Genomic DNA, 18,956 nt, shown 5'->3' with positions numbered 1-18,956 from the left:
GACCTAGGGGACTGGGCTGATGCGGTGCGGCGGTCCTGGATCCCGGACAAGCGCTGCGCGCTTTCCGGGATGACAACGGAATGGGCGGTCGGCCGGTCCAGGACGCCTCACTTCTGCGCCGAGCCGTCCGCGCGATCCGGCTTGATTCCGGTCGCCCGGATGTTGGTCACCGATTGCAGGATGCCGAACCAGAACGGCGAGCCCAGCGAGACCGCCAGGCCGGTGATCGCCAGGCCCAGCAGGGTCAGGAAGATCTTCGCCGTCGCGCTCCAGCCGCTGCGATAGGGCGTCTTGCAGGTGGAGGACGGCCGCGTGCTGGGGGGCAGGGACGACAGCGGCTCGTGGACCAGGGCGCAGAGGCCTTCGCCGCTCCAGCCGATCGGCAAGGGCAGGTCCTGGGCCAGGTCGGCGGCGTTCCGGCCGCCGTCGCAGGCGCATTCGGGGGCGGCGGCTTGGGCGTCGGGCGCGGCGGCGGCCTCGTCGCCCTCCGGCGCAGCCGGCGCGTCCGGCGCGGTCGCCGGCGCGGACAGCCGGATCCGGGCGCTCCGCACGTCGTCGGCGCTCTGGGCCGTTTGCGAGGCCTGGGCGACCAGGCCGGCCCGCGCCACTGGGTCGCGCCACAGGTTGTCGATCAGCTGCAGCGAATTGACGTTGAAGGCCACGGCCACCCCGAAGCCGGCCCAGAAGGTTAGCCGGTGGACCCAGCGCTTGTAGGTGCCGCTGGTGCGGTCCATCGCCCGGTCGAACCAGGTGGCGACATTCTGCTGGAACACGTCGAGCTTGCCCTCGGCGTCGTCGAGCATCGGCAGCAGAGCGGCCTTCAGGGGTTCGTTGTTCTCGATGCCGGCGACGGCGGTCTTCAGCTGGGCGAAGCTGAGATGGGTGGTTTCGGACGGCTTCAGCGTCTCGGTCAGGGCCACGGCGAAGGTCTTGCCGGGAATGTACGACGGGGCGTTCTTCAGCAGCGTCCCGCGCTTGGTGCCATGGTCCTCGGCCTGGTTGTGCGACTTCAGGGCGTTGATCAGCGGGTGGTTCCAGACCGCGCACATCTGCGGCGACCATTCGCCGGACTTGGCTTCCGACCCGTCGCCGCCCAGCAGGCTCTGCACCCGCTGCAGCAGGAATTCGCTGCGCTTGTTCAGGAAGCTGGAGATGTATTCGTTCAGCGCGGTGACGAACAGGCTGACCAGCAGGTAGACGAAGATCAGCCCGATCGCGACGTCGAGCGCGGCGCCGAAGTTCATGATGCCCTTCCCTGAGACGCCGGCCTGACGACCGCCGCGTCCTCAACCTTGTCGGGTAAGGTTTCACAGCTCTCGAAAAAGGGCAATGAAGGCCGAGGCCAAGTCGGCTGCTCCATATGGCGCTGGCCATGGGGCGTGATAGGGTTGGGCGCATGAAAAAGCCTCTCCCGCCCGCCCCTGTCGTCGTGGCCTTGTCCTCCGACGACGCCGCCGACCTGAAGGCGCGGGTCGAGCGCGGCGAGTTTGCGTCCCTGGACGAGGCGGTGGCCGCCGAGCTGGCGGAATTGAACTATCGCCGGGCCGCCGAGATCATGGGCGGGAACGACAAGCTGGAGCGCTTTCTCGACGAACTCGAGGCGGAAGCGATCGACACCAAGGACTATGTCGACGCGGAAGATTTCTTCGCCGATCTTCGCGCGAGCCTGAAGCAGCGCCTGGATGCGCCACGCGGGTGAAGCGGCGACGAGTGACTTACGGATGACCGAAGAGTTCGATTTCGACGCCGTCGTCGTGGGCGCCGGGGCCGTCGGCCTGGCCTGCGGCTACGCCCTGGCCCGGCGCGGCCTGGTCGTCGCGGTGCTGGAGCGCGAGGGCCATATCGGCCAGGGCGTGTCGTCGCGCAATTCCGAGGTGATCCACGGCGGGCTCTACTATCCGACCGGCTCGCTGAAGGCCCGGTTCTGCGTCCAGGGGCGGCGGCTGCTCTACGCGTTCCTCGACCGGCATCATGTCGACTACAAGAAGTGCGGCAAGCTGGTGGTGGCGACCAGCGAGGGCGAGATCCCGCAGCTGGAGGCGATCTACGACCAGGCCCTGGCCAACGATGTCGAGGGCATGGAGCGCCTGACCGGGGCCCAGGCCCGGGCGCTGGAGCCCGGCCTCAACGCCCACCTGGCCCTGCTGTCGCCGGAAAGCGGCGTGTTCGCCAGCCACGACTATATGCTGGCCCTGCAGGGCGAGATCGAGGCCGCCGGTGGGGCGGTGGTGGTCAACACCCCGTTCGAGGGCGCGACGCCCCGGGCTGGCGGCGGCTTCACCGTGCGGATCGGCGGGGCCGAGCCGGCCAGCCTCTCGTGCCGCCTGCTGGTCGCCGCGCCCGGCCTGTCGGCCCAGGCCGTGGCCGGGACGATCGAGGGCTTTCCCGCCGACCAGATCCCCCGGGGCTGGTACGGCAAGGGCGTCTATTTCCGCTTGGCGGCCAAGGCGCCGTTCCAGCGGCTGATCTACCCGCCGCCGATCCACGGGGCGCTGGGCACCCACTACCGCAACGACCTGGGCGGCCAGGCGGTGTTCGGCCCCGACCTGGACTATGTCCCGGCCCCCGACTATTCGGTCGACCCCGCCAAGGCCGCGGCCTTCGCCGGCTACATCCGCAAGTTCTGGCCGGACGTGCCCGCCGACCGGCTGGTTCCCGACTACGCCGGGGTGCGGCCCAAGATCCACGGGCCGGACGAGCCGCAGCCCGACTTCCGGCTGAGCGGACCGGAGAGCCACGGCCTGGAGGGGCTGATGGCGTTGTTCGGCGTCGAGAGCCCGGGCCTGACCAGCTCGCTGGCGATCGGCGACGAGGTGGCGCGGCGGCTGACGGCGTAAGGGATTGCCACCAACTGGCGTCTCGCGCGTTGCAATCTCGGCTTTTCAGGAGGGCAGGATGCTGGACGACTTCATCGACAGGCTGATCTCGCGGCTGATGGCCGGCGCCGGCCTGATCATGGCCGCGGCGATCGCCGCGGTGGCCGGGGCGATGGCGGTGTTCGCCTTCCTGGCCCAATGGGTCGGCTCGGCCTGGGCCTACGCCATCGTGGCGATCACGGCGGCGGTGGTGGTCGCCGTCTGGTCGGTGCTGCAACGGCGGCACCTGGCCCGCACCCGCCAACCGCCGCTCGACAAGCGCATCCTGGCCATGATGCAGGAGCACCCCACCGCCTCGTTCCTGGCCGGCATGGCCGCCGCCACCCTGCTGAAGGGCAAGCCGTCGCTGGCCGCGTCGCTGTGGGAGGCGCGGAAGGGGAAACCGAAGTAGGGCGGTGGCGCACACACTTGCCCCCACCTGACCGCTTCGCGGTCTAGGGGGCGGAGCCTTCGCGCTTAGGCTCTTCCCCCTCTGGGGGAAGACGGCCGAAGGCCCGTAGGGGGCAAGTGCGTGAGCCGCTAAAGCTTGGGAGAAACCCGTAGCACCCGCCCGTCATCCTCGTCGGTCACCAGGTACAGCGCCCCGTCCGGGCCGACCTTCACGTCGCGGATGCGGAAGCCCAGCTCCGACAGCAGGCGCTCCTCGCCGACCACCTGGTGGTCCTTGACGGTCAGCCGCACCAGGTAGCCCTTCAGCCCGCCGACGAACAGGCTGCCCTTCCAGGCCGGGAACAGGCCTCCGTCATAGAAGGCCAGGCCCGAGGGGGCGATCACCGGGTCCCAGTAGTAGATCGGCTGCTCCATGCCCTCGTGCTGGGTGATCCCGTCGCCGATCGGCTTGCCTGAATACTCCTCGCCATAGGTGATGGTCGGCCAGCCATAGTCCTTGCCGGCCTTGGGGGTGTTGATCTCGTCGCCGCCCCTGGCGCCGTGCTCGACGGTCCACAGCTCGCCGGTCCAGGGATTGATCGTCGCGCCCTGGACGTTGCGGTGGCCCTTGGACCAGATCTCGGGCTTGGCCTGCGGATTGCCGACATAGGGGTTGTCGGCCGGGATCGAACCGTCGGGGCGGATGCGGATGACCTTGCCCAGGGCCGCGTCCAGCTTCTGGGCCTGAATCCGGCCCGGGAGGATCGAGCGCTCGCCGGTGGTGACGAACAGCGCCCCATTGCGGGCGAACGCCAGGCGGCCGCCGAAGTGCAGGGGCGAGTCCATCGTCGGCAGCTGCCGCCAGATCACCTGGACGTTCTCCAGCCGCGGCGCCGCGCCGGTCACCAGCTTGCCGCGCGCCGCCGTGGTGCCGTTGCCGCCCTCGCGCGGCTCGGCATAGGTCCAGTAGACCAGGCCGTTCTTGGCGTAGTCGGGGTCCAGCGCCACGTCGAACAGGCCGCCCTGGCCTTCGGCGAACACCGCCGGCAGGCCGGCCACGGCGGGCGACAGCTTGCCGTCGGTCCCCAGGATCCGCAGGCGGCCGGCCCGCTCGGTGACCAGCTTGGAGCCGTCGGGCAGGAAGGCCAGGCTCCAGGGATGGTCCAGGCCCGTGGCCAGGGTCTCGACCTGGTAGGCCACGCCCAGCTTCTGCTCGGGCGCGCGGGTCTGCTCCGGGAAGGCCGGCTTCTGGTCGGGGGCGTTGGGCGGGCCGGTCTCGACCGGCGGGTTGGGCAGGGCCTGGACCGTGTTGGCGGGACCGCACGCCGACAGGACCAGCGCGGCGAGGGCGAGATGGCGAAGACGCATGGGAACTGTCCGGTTGGGGAGGGGCGACGACGGGGCAGGCGGTGACGTTGTCATTCCAATCCCCAGTTGTCATCCCGAACAAGCGAGAGCGGCGGCCGTTGACTTGCGCGGCCCCCCCGACGAAGGTCCGGCCTCGCCGCAGACGGAGCCCGCCTTGACCGCCATCCTGCACGCCATGTTGGGCAAGGGCCTGGGCGGCCTGGAGCAGGTGTTCCTCGACTACCAGCCGATCCTGGAGGCCTACGCCGCCGCCCATGGCGGGGCGGCGACGGGGGTGGTGCGGGCCGGCGGCAGGGTCGCGGTCCAGCAGGCCGACCGCGTTCCGCCCCTGGCGACCATGCCGGCCCACACCGACTGGGATCCGCTGACCGTGGGCGCGGCCCGCAAGATCGTCCGGGCCGCGGCCCCCGACCTGATCCTCAGCCACGGCCAGCGGCCGGCCCGGCTGATGGCCAAGGTCGCGCCGGCCAAGGCCGTGCTGGCGGTCTGCGTGCACAAGCCGGCCTTCGACGTCGAAACCGCGCGCACCCACTATGTCTGCGTCGGCCGGCACCTGGCCGAGCTGGCGGTCGAGCGCGGCGTCCCGGCCCAGCGCGTGCACTTCGTGCCCAACGCCGTGAAGGCACCGACGGTCCTGGCGACGCCGTTCGCCGACGCCTTGAAGGGGAGCGAGGGCCGCCCGCCGCGCATCGTCGCCGCCGGCCGCCTGCATCCCAAGAAGGGCTTCGACGTCCTGGTCGCCGCCCTGGCCCTGCTGCGCGATCAGGACCTGGCCTTCGACTGCGAGATCGCCGGCGAGGGCGACGAGCGCGCCCGGCTGGAGGGGCTGATCGCCCAGCATGGCTTGGGCGACCGCGTGCGCCTGGTCGGCTGGCGCGGCGACGTCCCGACCTTCCTGGCGACCGGCGACGTCTTCGCCTTTCCGTCGCACCAGGAGGGGTTTCCGCTGGTGCTGCTGGAGGCCATGGCCGTCGGCCTGCCGGCCGTGTCGAGCGCGATCCCCGGCCCGGTGGAGATGATCCAGGACGGCGTCGACGGCGCCCTGGTCCCGCCCGGCGACCCGGCCGCCCTGGCCCGGGCCCTGGCCGGCCTGGTCGCGACGCCGCGAAAGGCCGCCGCCCTGGGCCTCGCCGCCCGCGCCAAGGTGCTGGCCGATTACGGCCCGGCCAGCCTGAAGCGGCGTCTGGACGCGGTGCTCGATCTGATGCTCGGACGGGCTTGAAGCCGCCCCCGCTTTGCGCTTATAAGCCCGCCTCCGCTTCGTGCGGCTGGGTAGCTCAGATGGTTAGAGCGGTGGATTCATAACCCACAGGTCGGCGGTTCGATCCCGCCCCCAGCCACCACGCGGTTTCCTGACAAGATGCTGACCTCGTCGTCCCTTTCCGCGACCGCGGCTGGGCGAAACGAGGTCGTGGGTTCGCCCGTCCAAGCCTTGAATTATGTCACCGGCTGCTGAAGCCCATACCAGCGCTCGACCTTGGCCACCATCTCGGGCGACAGGGCGTGGCCCTTGGCGTCGAAGGCGGCGGCTTCGAACTTGTCGTGACCGGCGGCCTCGAGCCGGGCGGCGGCGGCCGAGACTAGGTCGGTTCCGACGCGGCGGTCATGCCGGCCATAGACGATCAGGCCCGGCTTGGCGGCGATCGACGGCGTGCCGGGCCGGCAGCGGCTGTTGGACTGCCAGCGGAACTCGTCCAGGCGCGAGAGGTCGGTGACCGGAGAGATCGCCGCCCAGCCGTCGACCGCCGGGTCCTGGGCGGCGAGCATGGCGTGGTAGCCGCCATAGCTGATCCCGACGGCGTATTCCTTGGCCGCGCCGTAGCGGTGAGAAATGTCCCGTTCGAAGGCCGAGAACCAGGCCCTGAACGCCTGGCAATAGGCCGCGCCGCCGTCGACATAGAAGGCCTGCCTGGCCGCCGGCAGGCGCACGACCACGATCTGCGAGCCGTCCTCCTGCAGGGCGTCGACCAGGGCCTGTCGGTCGGGGCTCTGCCAGTAGCCGTCCAGGCCGGGCAGGCCGTGGAAGAGGTAGACGCGCTTGCCGAAGTTCCGGCCGATCACGCGGTCGGCCTGGGTGAAGGTCGGCGCGACGGGCTTGGCGGGCAGGGCGGCCGCGCTTTCGGCCAGCCGCCAGACGTGCGAGGCGGCGGCGCGCCGCTGCACGGTCGGCAGGACCATGGCCACGCCAAAGGACAATACGCCCGTCAGGGCGATGAGGTAGCGCTTTTTCATTCCTGGAGTCCCCCGACCCGCTTGTTCTTTTGAGTTCGAGCGAAAGATCGCCCTAAGCGTTACTCTGTCACGATCGCTCTCGCTTGGCGATTTCGGCCGTGGCTTGCCCCGCGGCCTTGGCGGTCGCGTGTCCCCTTCGTCCTTGCGGCCTAGGGTGTAGCTCAGCCATAGCAATTTCGCTCGCGCTTGTCGCGAGTGTGGGGGCGTTCGCGTGCGGTCAAGTTGTCGCAGGGCGGGCGGTGTTTTTTGAGCTCGGCGCTGTCGGATCGCGCCGCCCTTGATCGTCCTCGGTACGATCAAGGCGCCCATCCCATGCTCTACGCCATTCTCTGCTACAATTTCGAGGACGTGGTCGGCGCCTGGAGCCCGGCCGAGGACGCCGCGGTGATGGCGCGGCTCGGGGCGGTCGAGGCCGGGCTGGCCGCCGCCGAGCGGCTGGGCGCGACGGCCCGGTTGCTGCCGACCACGGCCGCCGTCACCCTCCGCAAGGGCCGCGAGCCCCTGGTGATCGACGGCCCGTTCGCCGAGACCAAGGAACAACTGCTGGGCTTCTATGTCGTCGACTGCGGGGACCTGGAGGCGGCCATCGCCGTGGCCCGCGACCTGGCCGCGGCCAATCCCGACCGGGGGGCCTATGAAATCCGCCCGCTGGCCGTCTATCGTCCCGGCCATCTGACCGGGGCGCGCGCCAGGCGGGTTCACAGGAGGAGGGCGGGCGCATGACCATCGCCAATATCGACGCGGCCTGGATCGACGCCGCCCTGACCGCGGCGCGGCCCCAGGCGGTGGCGGCCCTGCTGCGCTATTTCCGCGACCTGGACACCGCCGAGGAAGCGTTCCAGGACGCCTGCCTGCGGGCCCTGAAGGCCTGGCCGAAGAACGGGCCGCCGCGCGACCCGACCGCCTGGCTGATCCTGGTCGGCCGCAACGCCGCCCTGGACGGGGTGCGCAAGCAGAGCAAGTCGTCGCCCCTGCCGCCGGAGGAGCTGATCTCCGACCTGGAGGACGCCGAGGCGACCCTGGTCGACCGGCTGGACGGCGAGCACTATCGCGACGACGTGCTGCGGCTGCTGTTCATCTGCTGCCATCCGGACCTGCCGGCCACCCAGCAGGTGGCCGTGGCCCTGCGCATCGTCTCGGGCCTGTCGGTCCGCCAGATCGCCCGCGCCTTCCTGGTCGGCGAGTCGGCGATGGAGCAGCGGATCACCCGCGCCAAGGCCCGGATCGGGGCGGCGGCCGTGCCGTTCGGCGCGCCCGACCTGGAGGAACGGGCCCAGCGGCTGAACACCGTGGCGGCCATGGTCTACCTGGTCTTCAACGAGGGCTATTCGGCCGGCGGCAAGGAGCTTCTGACCCGCGGGGCGCTGTGCGACGAGGCCATCCGCCTGGCGCGGCTGCTGCTGCGGCTGTTTCCCGGCGAGCCGGAGGTCATGGGCCTGACCGCCCTGCTGTTGCTGCAGCACGCCCGCGCCCCGGCCCGGTTCGACTCCGACGGGGCGGTGGTGCTGCTGGAGGACCAGGACCGCGCGCTGTGGAACGGGCGGATGATCGCCGAGGGCCTGGCCCTGATCGACAAGGCCGTGCGCCACCGCCGGCCCGGACCCTATCTGGTCCAGGCCGCCATCGCCGCCGAGCACGACCGGGCCGAGCGCCCCGAGGACACCAACTGGCAGCGGATCGACCTGCTGTACGGCGACCTGGAGCAATTGGCGCCGTCGCCGGTGGTGACCCTGAACCGCGCCGTGGCGGTGTCCAAGGTCGCCGGACCCGAAGCGGCCCTGGCGATGATCGAGCCTCTGGCCCCCAAGCTGTCGGGCTATTTCCACTTCTTCGGCCTGCGGGGCGGGCTGCTGCTGCAGCTGGGGCGGCGGGACGAGGCGCGCGTCGCCTTCGACCAGGCCATCGCCCTGGCCAACACCGCCGCCGAGGCCGCCCACATCCGCCTGCACCTGGACCGGCTGATGAAGGAAGGGGCGGGCGGCTAAAAAAGTTTTCGGCCGGTGTCGGCCAGGCGATGCGACGTCCGTCCTTTGGTCGAACCGCTGAACGGGAGACCGCCATGACCGCCGCCATCGAACAGAGCGCGATCCGCCGCGCGATCGAGACGTGGACCCAGGGCCTGCACGACAAGGACGTCGAGGGCGCCATCGCCAACCTGGCCGACGATTTCGCGCGCTATTCGCTGGCCCCGCCGCTCGGCTCCACGGGGGTGAACGCCGCCGGCCTGCAGGCTTGGTTCGACACCTGGTCCAGCCCGATCGGCTACGCCCTGGCCGACCTGGACATCGCCGCGGCCGGCGACGTCGCCTTCGCCCACGGCCTGGGGCGCCTGACCGGGACCAAGACCGACGGCGCCGTCACCGACCTGTGGTTCCGGGCCACCCTGGGCCTGCGCAAGCACGGCGAGGCCTGGAAGATCGTGCACCTCCACGAGTCCGTACCGTTCCTGATGGACGGCAGCCTCAAGGCCGCCGTCGACCTGAAGCCCTGACAACCTCAACCTGGAGACCAACGACCATGACTGACGCCCAACCGCAGATGCCCCCGCTGCCGGCCGTTTCTGGCGGCATCGTGCCCTATCTGTCGCCGAGCAACGCGACCGAGGCCGCCGATTTCTACATCAAGGCCTTCGGCGCCCAGGACCTCTACCGCATCCCGCCCGACGAGAAGGGCCGGACCATGCACATCCACCTGCTGATCAACGGCAATTCGCTGATGCTCAGCGACTTCTATCCCGAGCACGGCTACCCGCCGGAGAAGCCCGGGGCCTTCACCCTGCACCTGCAGGTCGATGACGTGGACAAGTGGTTCGAGCGGGCGACCGCCGCCGGCTGCGAGGTGGTGCTGCCGGTGCAGCTGATGTTCTGGGGCGACCGCTACGGCCAGGTCCGCGACCCGTACGGCTTCCTGTGGTCGATCGCCACGACGCCGCCGAAGACCTGACCGACCAGGGCGATCGCATATGACCCGAACGGTTGTGATCCCGGACGAGCGCGCAGCGCGAAGATCCGGGACCGGGGCGTGAACGCATGCGCTTCCGGTGGTCCCGGATCTGCGCCCGGCTTTCGCCGGGCTTGTCCGGGATGACAGCTCTTTTCTCAGCAAATCCATATGCGATCGCCCCGCCGCAACGAGGAGGGAACAACCATGCTCAAGATCATCGCCGTCGTCGCCATCGTCGTCGTCGTCGCGATCGTCGTCCTGCTGGGCTACGCCGCGACCAGGCCCGATCATTTCCGCATCGCCCGCTCCACCATGATCGCGGCGCCGCCGGATCGGATCTACGCCCTGCTCGACGACTTCCACAAATGGGGCGCCTGGTCGCCCTACGAGAAGCTGGATCCCGCCATGAGCCGCACCTATGGCGGTCCGGCCAGCGGCCTGGGCTCGACCTACGCCTGGAGCGGCGACGGCAAGGCCGGGGCCGGGCGCATGGAGATCGTCGAGGCCGCCGCCCCGTCGAAACTGGTGATCGACCTGGACTTCACCAAGCCGTTCCAGTCGCGCAACAAGACCGTCTTCACCCTGGTCCCCGAGGGCGGCGCCACCCGCGTCACCTGGGCCATGGAAGGCCCGTCGCCCTTCCCGTTCCGGGTGATGGACGTGATCTTCAACATGGACAAGATGGCCGGCAAGGACTTCGAGACCGGCCTGGCCAGCCTGAAGGCGGAAGCCGAGAAGTAGGGGGCGTTCAAGTGAAACGCCCCAACTCTTGTCATCCCGGCCGAAGCGAAGCGTAGAGCCGGGATCCAGGTGCGGCCGCCCCTGGATCCCGGACAGCGTCTGCGAGGCTTCCGGGATGACAACCGTTTTTAGGTTTCGGGTATTTTGCCGGGTATTTCGCCGTTCAATTAGGCGCGGACCCTAACGCGCCTGGCGGCGGCTCAGGTCCCCGCCAGGACCAGCACCATCACCCCGTCGGCCGCGCCGTCGCGCAGGATCGGGGCCAGGGACAGTTCGACCGGGCGTTCGTCGCCGGCCCGGACCAGCAGGGCGGTCTCGACGCGTATGGCCGCCCCGCCCTGCAGCACCTTCTCCAGCGCCTGGGTCAGGAGGCGGCGGTCGGACGGGCGGACGATGTCGGTCAGCCGGCAGTCCAGCAGCTCGGCGCTGGAGAATCCCGCCAGGCGCAGGAAGTCCTCATCCATCTCGGCCAGGACGCCGCGGATGTTCAGCCGCGCCACCGCCAGGCTGGGCAGGACGGCCGTCGCCGCCTGCATGGCCCGGGCGTGGCGCAGGCGGCCGCGCAGGCTGTGCTCCTCGGTGCGGTTGGCGAACAGCGCCGCGACGCCGCCCGGATAGGGGAAGACCCGGACGCCGTAGCAGCGGCCCGGCTGGACGGTGGAATCGGCCTCGAACTCGACCGCCTCGCCCGTGCGCAGCACCCGCCGCATCTGCTCGGCGATCACCGCCTGGGTGGGCAGGGGGAACAGGTCGCTCCAGCTGGCCCCGACCAGATGGCCGGCGCTGCGGCCGGCCAGGGCCTCGAACACCGGATTGACCTTGGTCACCCGCAGCGTCGGGTCCAGGGCGATGAAGCCTTCGGCCATCTGCTCCAGCAGGGCTTCGCGGCTGGTCTCGGCGATGTGGGCGTCCTGGACCCCGCCGGTCGCCGGCAGGTTGATCCAGCTGGCGTAGCGGTCGGCCGACAGCAGCACCACGCGCGGGCGGCCGTGATGGGTGATGATGACCGGGCCGGTCAAGGCGACGTCCTGCCACTGGCCGAAATTCCGGCTGACCTCGCCGGCGGTGGCGTGCGTGGCAGGCGAGTCGTTTGTCATGGCCACCCCAGAAAATACGGAGAATCAGTCATCTCCGTCTTGCCCGTGAAACTACCTGGCCGAGAAGAGCTTTCTTCCTTGTGAAGCTACCATCGTGGCAGTTGAGCGACAATTGACGGCGACAGCCTTCGGGCGAGACAGGCTGTCGCCGTGAAATACGCATTTCACGTATTATCTGGATAAACTTGGCCGCATCCATGCCGGGCCGATCCTGCTTGCGCAATCTTCGCGAGAAGGGGGCGAGCGATGAGGAAGACCAGCGGAACGAGCGTGGCGGTTCGGCGTCTCCGGCGCGACCAGTCCGGCGCGACGGCGGTGGAGTTCGCCTTCCTGGCCCCCGTGCTGATCCTGATCCTGATGGGGATCACCGGCTATGGCGGCTATTTCTGGATGTCGCATTCGGTCCAGCAATTGGCCAATGACGCGGCCCGGGCCGCGATCCCGGGAGCCAGCGCCGCCGAGCGGGCCAGCCTGGCCAAGGCCGCCGTCGCCGCCGGCGCCGGCGACGCCCAGTTGATCCCGGCCAAGGTCTCCACCGAGGTGATCGATCGCGACGGGCGGCTGACCGTGGCGGTGTCCTACGACGCGGCCCAGTCGTTCGCCTTCGCGGTGCGCGGGGTGACGCCCATGCCGTCGGACCAGATCCGCCGCCGGGCCTCGGTGCAGCTGGGAGGCTATTGAGTCCGATGAGGGGCTTGCGAATTCGACGTCCGGCCTCGCGCGATCGGCCGCGGGGCGGGACCGGCTTCCACCGAAACCGCCGAGGCGGGGTCGCGGTGATCACCGCCATGTCCCTGACCCTGGTGCTGGCCCTGGCCGCCTTGGCGGTCGACACGGGCTGGATCTATCTGCAGACCCGCCGGCTGCAGGGCGTCGCCGACCTGGCGGCGATCACGGCGGCCAACGACATCGGCCGCGCCCAGATCGCCGCCGAGGCGACCGTGACGGCCAACGGCGAGGGCTGGCGCACGCCGCCGCGGGCGACGGTGACCCTGGGACGCTACACCGCCGACAGCGCGATCCCGGTGAAGACGCGCTTCCAGCCGACGGCCCTGGACCCCGACGCGGTCCGGGTTTCGGTCGCCAGCGAGGCCGAGCTGTTCTTCGGCGCGGCGCTGCTGGGCCGGCCGTCGGTGCCGATCCGTCGCGAGGCGACCGCCGCCCGGGCCGACCTGGCCAGCTTCTCGATCGGCTCGCGCCTGGCCAGCCTGAAGGGCGGCCTGGCCAACGCTCTGCTCGGCGACCTGACCGGCAGCCAGGTCAATCTGTCGGTGATGGACTACGACGCCCTGGCCGACGCCGACGTCAGCCTGTTCGGCTATCTCGACGCGGTCTCCACGCGCCTGCACCTGACCGGGCCGACCTACGACCAGGTGCTGCAGGCGGACCTGACGACCGGACAGGCGCTGCAGGCCTTGGCCGACGTGCTGGCGGCCGGGGGCGACGCCAAGGCCGCCTCGGCGACGCGGACGCTGGCCCTGTCGGCCGGCGACCGGACGCCCGCCCACCTGGACGCCGTGGCGTCGCTGGGTCCGTACGGGGACCAGGACCACGTGGCCGGCGGTTCGCGGGCCGCCGTGGCGCTGAGCGCGATGGACCTGGCCCAGGCGGTCCTGCAGGCCGGCCAGGGCCACCGCCAGGTCCAGCTGGACCTCGGCGCCACCGTGCCGGGCCTGGCCGACACCGATGTCTGGCTGGCGATCGGCGAGCCAATGAACAACGCGCCCTACATGACCGTCACCCAGGACAAGACGGTGGTGGTGCGCACCAGCCAGGCGCGGCTCTATGTCGACGCCAAGCTGGCCGGATCGGGCCTGCTGGGCGGCCTGGCCCAAGTGCATCTGCCGGTGCTGGTCGAACTGGCGTCGGGCGAGGCGCGGCTCAAGGAGATCGACTGCGGGCGCAAGGCCGCCACGCTGGAGGTCAAGCCCAGCATCGGATCGTTGAAGATCGGCGACATCGACCTGGCCGCGCTGGACGACTTCAAGCGGCCGCTGACCGTGAACCGCGCGCAGCTGGTCAAGGCGCCCCTGTTCGGGGTGAGCGGCAAGTCCGACGTCGCGCTCGGCGGCATGTCCTGGCAGACGGTGGCGTTCACCGACGCCGAGGTGAAGGCCGGCGCGGTCAAGACCGTGAAGACCAACGACACCCTGGCCGCGACGACCGCCTCGCTGCTGGCCAATCTCGACCTGGACGTCGACTTCGCCGGCCTGATCCATGTCGGCCTGGGCGACGCGGCGATCCTGGCGGCGCTGAAGCCGCTGCTGGCGGCGGCGGCCACGCCTCTGGACGGGGTGATCACGTCCCTGACCGACCTTCTGGGGCTCGGTGTCGGCGAAGCCGACGTCCGGGTCAACGGCCTGAGGTGCGGCGTCGCCGCCCTGGTCGCCTGATGGATTCGACACGCATGACCGGAGTGAAGACGATGAGCGCCTTGGACTGGCCCGGCCTGGAATCGCTGGAGTTCGACGCCCCCCAGCGCGCCTTCGGCCGCAAGGGCGACGCGCCCGCCCAGCTGCCGGAGGCCTCGCTGCTGCACGCGCCGGCCCCGCCGTTGGACATCCGGGCCCGGCTGCACGCGATCTGCGCCCTCTACGCCCACGCCCGCACCCCGGCCCAGCGCCTGGCCCTGCTGGAGCAGCTGGAGGACATGGCCCTGGAGACCGCCCACCTGCTGGCCGTCGACCTGCTGCGCAACGGCTGGCGGCCGGACTGACGGCGAAAAGCGCTACCGATGTCTCGAGAGCGTTTGCCCGCTATTTGATCCCGTCATCCCGGACGAAGCGCGCAGCGCGCAGATCCGGGACCGGGGCCTGAGCGCCGCGCTTCCGGCGGTCCCGGGTCTTCGCTTCGCTACGCCCGGGATGGCAGGGATTTGCAAGCGAGCTGGAAGGGTCTCTCAGCAGTCGAGGAACTTCACGTCCGTGGCGGCGTAGCGCATGTCGCTGGGGGTGAAGAGGCTGGACAGGCCCAGCAGGGCGGGGCGGCCCGGCATGCTGAACACCGGGAGATCGGCCAGGTAGTAGCTCATCCGCCCCTTGGCCCGGTAGCGGCGGGCGAAGGCTTCCAGGTCCAGCAGATCGCCGATCGCCTCGAGCAGGGGGCTGTTGAGGAACACCCCGCCTCGGGCGGCGAACATCAGGGCCAGGTCGCCGGCGAAACCGCCCAGCAGCGCGCTGAAGATCGAGATCGCCTCGCGGGCCAGGGCGTCGCCGGCCCGGGCGCGCTCTATGATAACGTTGTCATTTTCGGGCGTGACAAGGGGATCCCCGTCGCCGACCAGGGTGCAGTGGATGTCGCTGAGGCCTTCCTTGGACAGCAGGCGCTCGGCCGAGACTTCGCCATGGCGGGCCCGGATGGCCGAGAAGATCGGGGCCTCGCGGGCCTCGACCGGGCAGAAGTCCATGTGGCCGCCCTCGCTGGGCACGGCCAGCCAGCCGTCGCCGCGCAACGGAGCCAGACCGGCCACGCCCAGGCCGATGTCGGGGCCGAGCACGGCGATGGCGCCGTTGCGGGCGGCCTTGCCGGGATGGATCACCCCAAGCTGCGCCTCCGCCACCTTGGGCGCGCCCATGGCGCAGGCGGTGAAGTCGTTGACCAGATAGACCCTGGGCGTGCGCAGCACGTGGCGCAGCCAGGTCAGGGAGACGGTCATGCCGGTGCTGGTCAGGGTGACCGCGCCGTCGATCTCCGGACCGGCGGCGCTGACCGCCGCGCCCACCAGTTCGTCCGCGCCCAGCTCGGCCAGCACCGCCTTGAGGCTGGCCTCCAGCTCCAACGAGGTGGAGCCGAGCAGCACGCGGTGCTCGCCGGGCGCGTCGCCGGGGCGGGCCAGGGCGACGATCAGCTCGCGACCTGTCACATCGGCCAACAGCACCGCGCCGTGGGTCATCAGGCAGTCCTTTTCGTTTCCTCGACCGGCTGGTCTTCGCCAGCTGCGCGGATCATTAGCGCCGAGCGGTTACCGGCTAAATAACCGTGATGCTCCAAGGTTCCCGGTGTTGCGGGGGATAAGTCGGGCCGCCGGCGTGGTCAGCGGTAAATAAACCCTGCCATTGCACCGCCGATTAACGTCGCCGCGCGTTGTTAAGGTCATGTCCAAGTTTGGTCCTGGCGGGGCTCTCGACCGGCGCGCCGGCCCCCGCATCGTGATGCAACATCCCGGGAAGGTGCTCTGCGGCGCCTTTGCGTGGGACTGCGTCGTGCGCGACCAGTCCGACACCGGCCTGCGCATCCAGATGCTGTCCGGCGCCACCCCGCCGCCCAGCGTCCAGCTGGTCGACTTGGTCAGCGGCTACGCCCACGACGTGCGGGTGATCTGGCAGAAGGACCGCGAGTTCGGCCTGAAGATCGTCCGGAGCCACGACCTGCGCGGCCTGGCCCCGGCCGCCCTGCAGACGGCCAAGCGCATCTGGCAGGCCGGCCAGGGCCGGGTCTCGGCCAGCTAGGGGCTCCAAGGCTTGTCATGGCGGCGTGGCCAAGCCTTGGAATATACCTATAATTGTATTATTAAATTTTCATCCATGAATTGACTCACCCTTCCGGGGTGAGCACCCTTCGTGTCGACCATTGCTGGTTGCGCCGACCTCGCGTTGCGCGTCGCGGTCGGTTTTCGAAGCCGCCGGGAGGACGAGACATGTCTACGCCGCAGACCGCCCAGGTTTACGTCACCAACACCACCGACGGGAACGCGTCGATCACGCTGTGGCACAACAACTCGGACTATCCGACCGAGAGCGCCGCGTGGACCGCCGCGCCTGGCCAGACGGTCGGCCCGCTGACGGTGCATTTCAAAACCGGCATCGGGTCGTTGACCGTCCAGGACTACTGGGCCCTGAAGCTGGTGGTGCAGGACGGCTCCGGTCCCGGCGTCTACCAGAGCGCGGGCTCGACGCTGTACCCGCTCTGGAAGGAGTGCCAGCTGCAGTCGGCCGACGCCGACCAGACCCTGACGTTCACCGTCGACACCAGCGCCTTCGCGATCAACCTGCCTTCGGGCGGGACCTCGACCGGGATGACCAGGACCGGTCCCTACGCCGTGGTCGACAACGTCTTCGTGCTGATGCTGGAGAACCACTCGTTTGACAACATGTTCGCCCTGTCGGGCATTCCGGGCATCACGGCGGCCATCACCGCCGACACCAATTCCTACAACGGCAAGCCTTACGCCGTCGGCTCGCCGGCCCCGGCGGCCATGCCGACGGATCCGGGCCACGAGTTCGCCGACGTGGTCGAGCAGCTGTGCGGCCAGGGCGTGACCCATACGCCCTGGCAACCGTACAACACGCCGATCGACAACAGCGGCTTCGTCGCCAACTACGCCACGACGACCAGCGAGATCACCTCGGGCAATCCCAGCCTGCCGACGGCGTCGGAATATGGCGACGTCATGCTGTGCTTCGATACGCCGACCCAGCTGCCGGTGATCTACCAGCTGGCCACCACCTTCGCCCTCTGCGACCAGTGGCATGCCTCCATCCCCGGCCCGACCTGGCCCAACCGGTTCTTCGTCCACGGCGCCTCGTCGGCGGGCTGGACCGACTCGCCCAGCGCCTCCCAGATCGGCACGTGGATCGCGCCGCTGGGCGGCGGCTTCGCCTATCCCAGCGGTTCGTCGATCTTCGACAAGGTCGTGGCGAACGGCCAGCAGTGGCGCATCTATGTCGACGAGAGCGGTCCGGTGTCCGGCGGCGTCCCCCAGGTCGCGGCGCTGAAGGGCATCGTCTGGAAGTACGACACGACCTCGTTTAGTTCGTTCGCTTCCGACGTCCAGGGGCCCTATCCCTACGCCTACACCTTCATCGAGCCCAACTATGGCGACGTGCTGAGCGGCAGCTACGAGGGCGGGTCGTCGCAGCATCCGATGGACTCGGTGGCGGGCGGCGAAGCGCTGATCAAGGCCACCTACGAGGCGATCCGCAATTCCCCGCTCTGGGACCGCAGTCTGCTGATCATCACCTATGACGAGCACGGGGGCTTCTACGATTCGGTCGCGCCCACCGCCGCCCCGCCGCCGGACGACGGCAGCCCCCAGGACCTGTCGATCAATTCCGGCGGCTTCATGTTCGACGTCTACGGCGTGCGGGTGCCCGCGGTGATCGTCTCGCCGCTGATCCCGCAGGGGGTGGTCGACAACACGACCTACGACCACGCCTCGGTCTCGGCCACCCTGCAGGCGCTGTTCGGCACGTCATGGATGACCCAGCGCGACAAGGCCGCCGCCAGCGTCCTGCCGCTGCTGTCGCTGCCTTCCCCGCGCACGGACTGTCCGACGGTGCTGAACAATCCCGCCAGTTCGGCCGCCCCGCGCGCCGCGGCCGCCGCGGCGTCGCCGGACACGCCCCTGCCGCAGACCGGCAACGCCCAGGGCTTGCTGCAGGTCCTGGCCAAGACCGACATGGCGTTGACGCGCGGCGATCTGGCCGAGAACGCTGCGATCCAGGCGCGCGTCGCCGCCATCAGGACCGCGGGCGAGGCCCAGGCCTATGCGAACGAGGTGTCGGCCAAGGCCAGCCAGGCCGCGGCCAGCCGCAACGCGCCGGCCGCTCCGTCGCCGGGCCCATCGACCTGAGAATCGGCGCTCCAAAAGCGTTCGGGCCCCGGCGAGGGATCGCCGGGGCCCGAACGGACGCGTTACTCTGGTCGCCGCGATCAGGCGGCGGCGTTCTCGGTGCGGGCGGCTTCCTCGGCCATGGCGCGGACCAGGTCGAGAACCTGGCGACGGACGCGGCCGCGGCCGATCTTCGGGAACACCTCGGCCAGCTCCAGGCCTTCCGGAGTGGTCAGGAACTCCTGCACGATGCGTTCGGCCTGTTGGCCGATCTCGTCGCCGTCCGAGCCGTCCATCGGGTCGGCCAGGCCGTCGAAGAAGAACGACACCGGCACTTGCAGGGTCTTGGCGATCTCATAGAGCTTGGACGCGCTGACGCGGTTGGCGCCGCGCTCGTACTTCTGCACCTGCTGGAAGGTCAGGCCCAGCGAGTCGGCCAGCTGCTCCTGGCTGACGCCCAGCAGTTTGCGACGCATCCGGACACGGCCGCCAACGTGCAGATCGACGGGGTTGGGGCGTCGGCCCTCGGTTTCTTCGCTCAAGTCTCGCCTCCAAAGGTTGTCCACTCACCATGCCACGTCCGGCGCGTTCATGGAACGCCGCAGCGACAGGGCGCGGCGTTAGGTCGCTGAGGTTCAGCTTATTAACCTCGAGCTAGCGCCGGCGGACGGACGTACGCGCTAAAATCGCGGCGATTTCCAGGCAAATTTGTTGCGGTAACGCTTCAAAATCCGGGTGTTGAGTCGCTCCGGGGGCGGACGAGAATCACGATGGGTCAGG

General features: G+C 70.0%; 20 protein-coding genes and 1 tRNA gene. 15 read left to right on the top strand and 6 right to left on the bottom strand.

Translation table 11 applies throughout. From position 1 onward, the window contains the following. Window positions 1-107 precede the first annotated feature (107 nt). Window positions 108-1,244 carry a hypothetical protein gene (locus tag BM066_RS18580; protein ID WP_018062249.1) on the bottom strand — a complete coding sequence of 379 codons (1,137 nt, stop codon included), beginning with the start codon at window positions 1,242-1,244 and terminating at the stop codon, window positions 108-110. A gap of 116 nt (window positions 1,245-1,360) precedes the next feature. On the opposite strand from BM066_RS18580, the gene BM066_RS18575 reads away from it, so the two are divergent. Genes BM066_RS18575 through BM066_RS18565 form a run of 3 tightly spaced genes read left to right on the top strand, consistent with a single transcriptional unit; the run spans window position 1,361 to window position 3,267 of the window. Beyond that, window positions 1,361-1,699, top strand: a complete 339-nt coding sequence (locus BM066_RS18575) for a hypothetical protein (protein WP_255367644.1) — start codon at window positions 1,361-1,363, stop codon at window positions 1,697-1,699. A 22-nt stretch (window positions 1,700-1,721) separates the two neighbouring features. Next, window positions 1,722-2,837, top strand: coding sequence for an NAD(P)/FAD-dependent oxidoreductase (locus BM066_RS18570; RefSeq protein WP_018062251.1), 1,116 nt, complete (start codon window positions 1,722-1,724; stop codon window positions 2,835-2,837). 58 nt (window positions 2,838-2,895) lie between these two features. Continuing rightward, window positions 2,896-3,267 carry a hypothetical protein gene (locus BM066_RS18565; protein ID WP_018062252.1) on the top strand — a complete coding sequence of 124 codons (372 nt, stop codon included), beginning with the start codon at window positions 2,896-2,898 and terminating at the stop codon, window positions 3,265-3,267. A 128-nt stretch (window positions 3,268-3,395) separates the two neighbouring features. Here BM066_RS18565 and BM066_RS18560 read toward each other — a convergent pair whose 3' ends face one another. Next, entirely contained in the window at window positions 3,396-4,613 is a 1,218-nt protein-coding gene (locus tag BM066_RS18560; RefSeq protein ID WP_018062253.1) for a PQQ-dependent sugar dehydrogenase, read from the bottom strand. 154 nt (window positions 4,614-4,767) lie between these two features. On the opposite strand from BM066_RS18560, the gene BM066_RS18555 reads away from it, so the two are divergent. Together BM066_RS18555 and BM066_RS18550 are read left to right on the top strand one after the other, a co-directional pair. Then, window positions 4,768-5,835 carry a glycosyltransferase gene (locus BM066_RS18555; RefSeq protein WP_026176584.1) on the top strand — a complete coding sequence of 356 codons (1,068 nt, stop codon included), beginning with the start codon at window positions 4,768-4,770 and terminating at the stop codon, window positions 5,833-5,835. A 44-nt stretch (window positions 5,836-5,879) separates the two neighbouring features. After that, window positions 5,880-5,956, top strand: a tRNA-Met gene (locus BM066_RS18550). 94 nt (window positions 5,957-6,050) lie between these two features. Here the strand turns inward: BM066_RS18550 and BM066_RS18545 are convergent. Continuing rightward, complete coding sequence (locus BM066_RS18545; RefSeq protein WP_018062255.1) at window positions 6,051-6,845, bottom strand: alpha/beta fold hydrolase; 795 nt, start codon at window positions 6,843-6,845, stop codon at window positions 6,051-6,053. A gap of 312 nt (window positions 6,846-7,157) precedes the next feature. Here BM066_RS18545 and BM066_RS18540 point away from each other — a divergent pair, with 312 nt between their 5' ends. From BM066_RS18540 to BM066_RS18520, 5 genes are all read left to right on the top strand, one after another. Next, window positions 7,158-7,568: a YciI family protein gene (locus BM066_RS18540; protein ID WP_018062256.1), complete on the top strand. Its 411-nt coding sequence runs from the start codon at window positions 7,158-7,160 to the stop codon at window positions 7,566-7,568. After that, window positions 7,565-8,830: an RNA polymerase sigma factor gene (locus BM066_RS18535; protein WP_018062257.1), complete on the top strand. Its 1,266-nt coding sequence runs from the start codon at window positions 7,565-7,567 to the stop codon at window positions 8,828-8,830. Before BM066_RS18540 ends, BM066_RS18535 begins: the two co-directional genes overlap by 4 nt. A gap of 74 nt (window positions 8,831-8,904) precedes the next feature. Then, window positions 8,905-9,336 carry a YybH family protein gene (locus tag BM066_RS18530; protein WP_018062258.1) on the top strand — a complete coding sequence of 144 codons (432 nt, stop codon included), beginning with the start codon at window positions 8,905-8,907 and terminating at the stop codon, window positions 9,334-9,336. Between the two features lie 26 nt (window positions 9,337-9,362). Next, window positions 9,363-9,788: a VOC family protein gene (locus BM066_RS18525; protein WP_026176585.1), complete on the top strand. Its 426-nt coding sequence runs from the start codon at window positions 9,363-9,365 to the stop codon at window positions 9,786-9,788. A 204-nt stretch (window positions 9,789-9,992) separates the two neighbouring features. After that, a complete protein-coding gene (locus BM066_RS18520) occupies window positions 9,993-10,529 on the top strand; it encodes an SRPBCC family protein (protein WP_018062260.1) in 537 nt (178 codons plus the stop codon). Between the two features lie 200 nt (window positions 10,530-10,729). Here the strand turns inward: BM066_RS18520 and BM066_RS18515 are convergent, their stop codons facing one another. Beyond that, complete coding sequence (locus BM066_RS18515; protein WP_018062261.1) at window positions 10,730-11,626, bottom strand: PAS domain-containing protein; 897 nt, start codon at window positions 11,624-11,626, stop codon at window positions 10,730-10,732. A gap of 246 nt (window positions 11,627-11,872) precedes the next feature. Here BM066_RS18515 and BM066_RS18510 point away from each other — a divergent pair, with 246 nt between their 5' ends. The 3 genes from BM066_RS18510 (at window position 11,873) to BM066_RS18500 (ending at window position 14,342) form a co-directional block, all read left to right on the top strand. Beyond that, window positions 11,873-12,307 carry a TadE/TadG family type IV pilus assembly protein gene (locus tag BM066_RS18510; RefSeq protein WP_018062262.1) on the top strand — a complete coding sequence of 145 codons (435 nt, stop codon included), beginning with the start codon at window positions 11,873-11,875 and terminating at the stop codon, window positions 12,305-12,307. A gap of 95 nt (window positions 12,308-12,402) precedes the next feature. Beyond that, a complete protein-coding gene (locus tag BM066_RS18505) occupies window positions 12,403-14,019 on the top strand; it encodes a TadG family pilus assembly protein (RefSeq protein WP_018062263.1) in 1,617 nt (538 codons plus the stop codon). A gap of 14 nt (window positions 14,020-14,033) precedes the next feature. Continuing rightward, window positions 14,034-14,342 carry a hypothetical protein gene (locus BM066_RS18500; RefSeq protein WP_255367643.1) on the top strand — a complete coding sequence of 103 codons (309 nt, stop codon included), beginning with the start codon at window positions 14,034-14,036 and terminating at the stop codon, window positions 14,340-14,342. A 183-nt stretch (window positions 14,343-14,525) separates the two neighbouring features. Here BM066_RS18500 and BM066_RS18495 read toward each other — a convergent pair whose 3' ends face one another. Further along, window positions 14,526-15,518, bottom strand: coding sequence for a glucokinase (locus BM066_RS18495; protein WP_018062265.1), 993 nt, complete (start codon window positions 15,516-15,518; stop codon window positions 14,526-14,528). 202 nt (window positions 15,519-15,720) lie between these two features. Between BM066_RS18495 and BM066_RS18490 the strand changes: the two genes are divergently transcribed. Continuing rightward, on the top strand, window positions 15,721-16,074 hold the full coding sequence (locus BM066_RS18490; protein ID WP_026176587.1) for a PilZ domain-containing protein: 354 nt from the start codon (window positions 15,721-15,723) through the stop codon (window positions 16,072-16,074). Window positions 16,075-16,262: 188 nt separating this feature from the next. Beyond that, a complete protein-coding gene (locus BM066_RS18485) occupies window positions 16,263-18,197 on the top strand; it encodes an alkaline phosphatase family protein (RefSeq protein ID WP_018062267.1) in 1,935 nt (644 codons plus the stop codon). Between the two features lie 80 nt (window positions 18,198-18,277). Here BM066_RS18485 and BM066_RS18480 read toward each other — a convergent pair whose 3' ends face one another. Further along, entirely contained in the window at window positions 18,278-18,718 is a 441-nt protein-coding gene (locus BM066_RS18480; protein ID WP_018062268.1) for a helix-turn-helix domain-containing protein, read from the bottom strand. Window positions 18,719-18,956 lie beyond the last annotated feature (238 nt).

It is taken from the genome of Caulobacter sp. UNC279MFTsu5.1, from assembly GCF_900114015.1.
GTDB lineage: Bacteria > Pseudomonadota > Alphaproteobacteria > Caulobacterales > Caulobacteraceae > Caulobacter.
The sequence above is the reverse complement of the archived record's forward strand: the minus strand, read 5'-3'. Positions and strand labels throughout refer to the sequence as shown.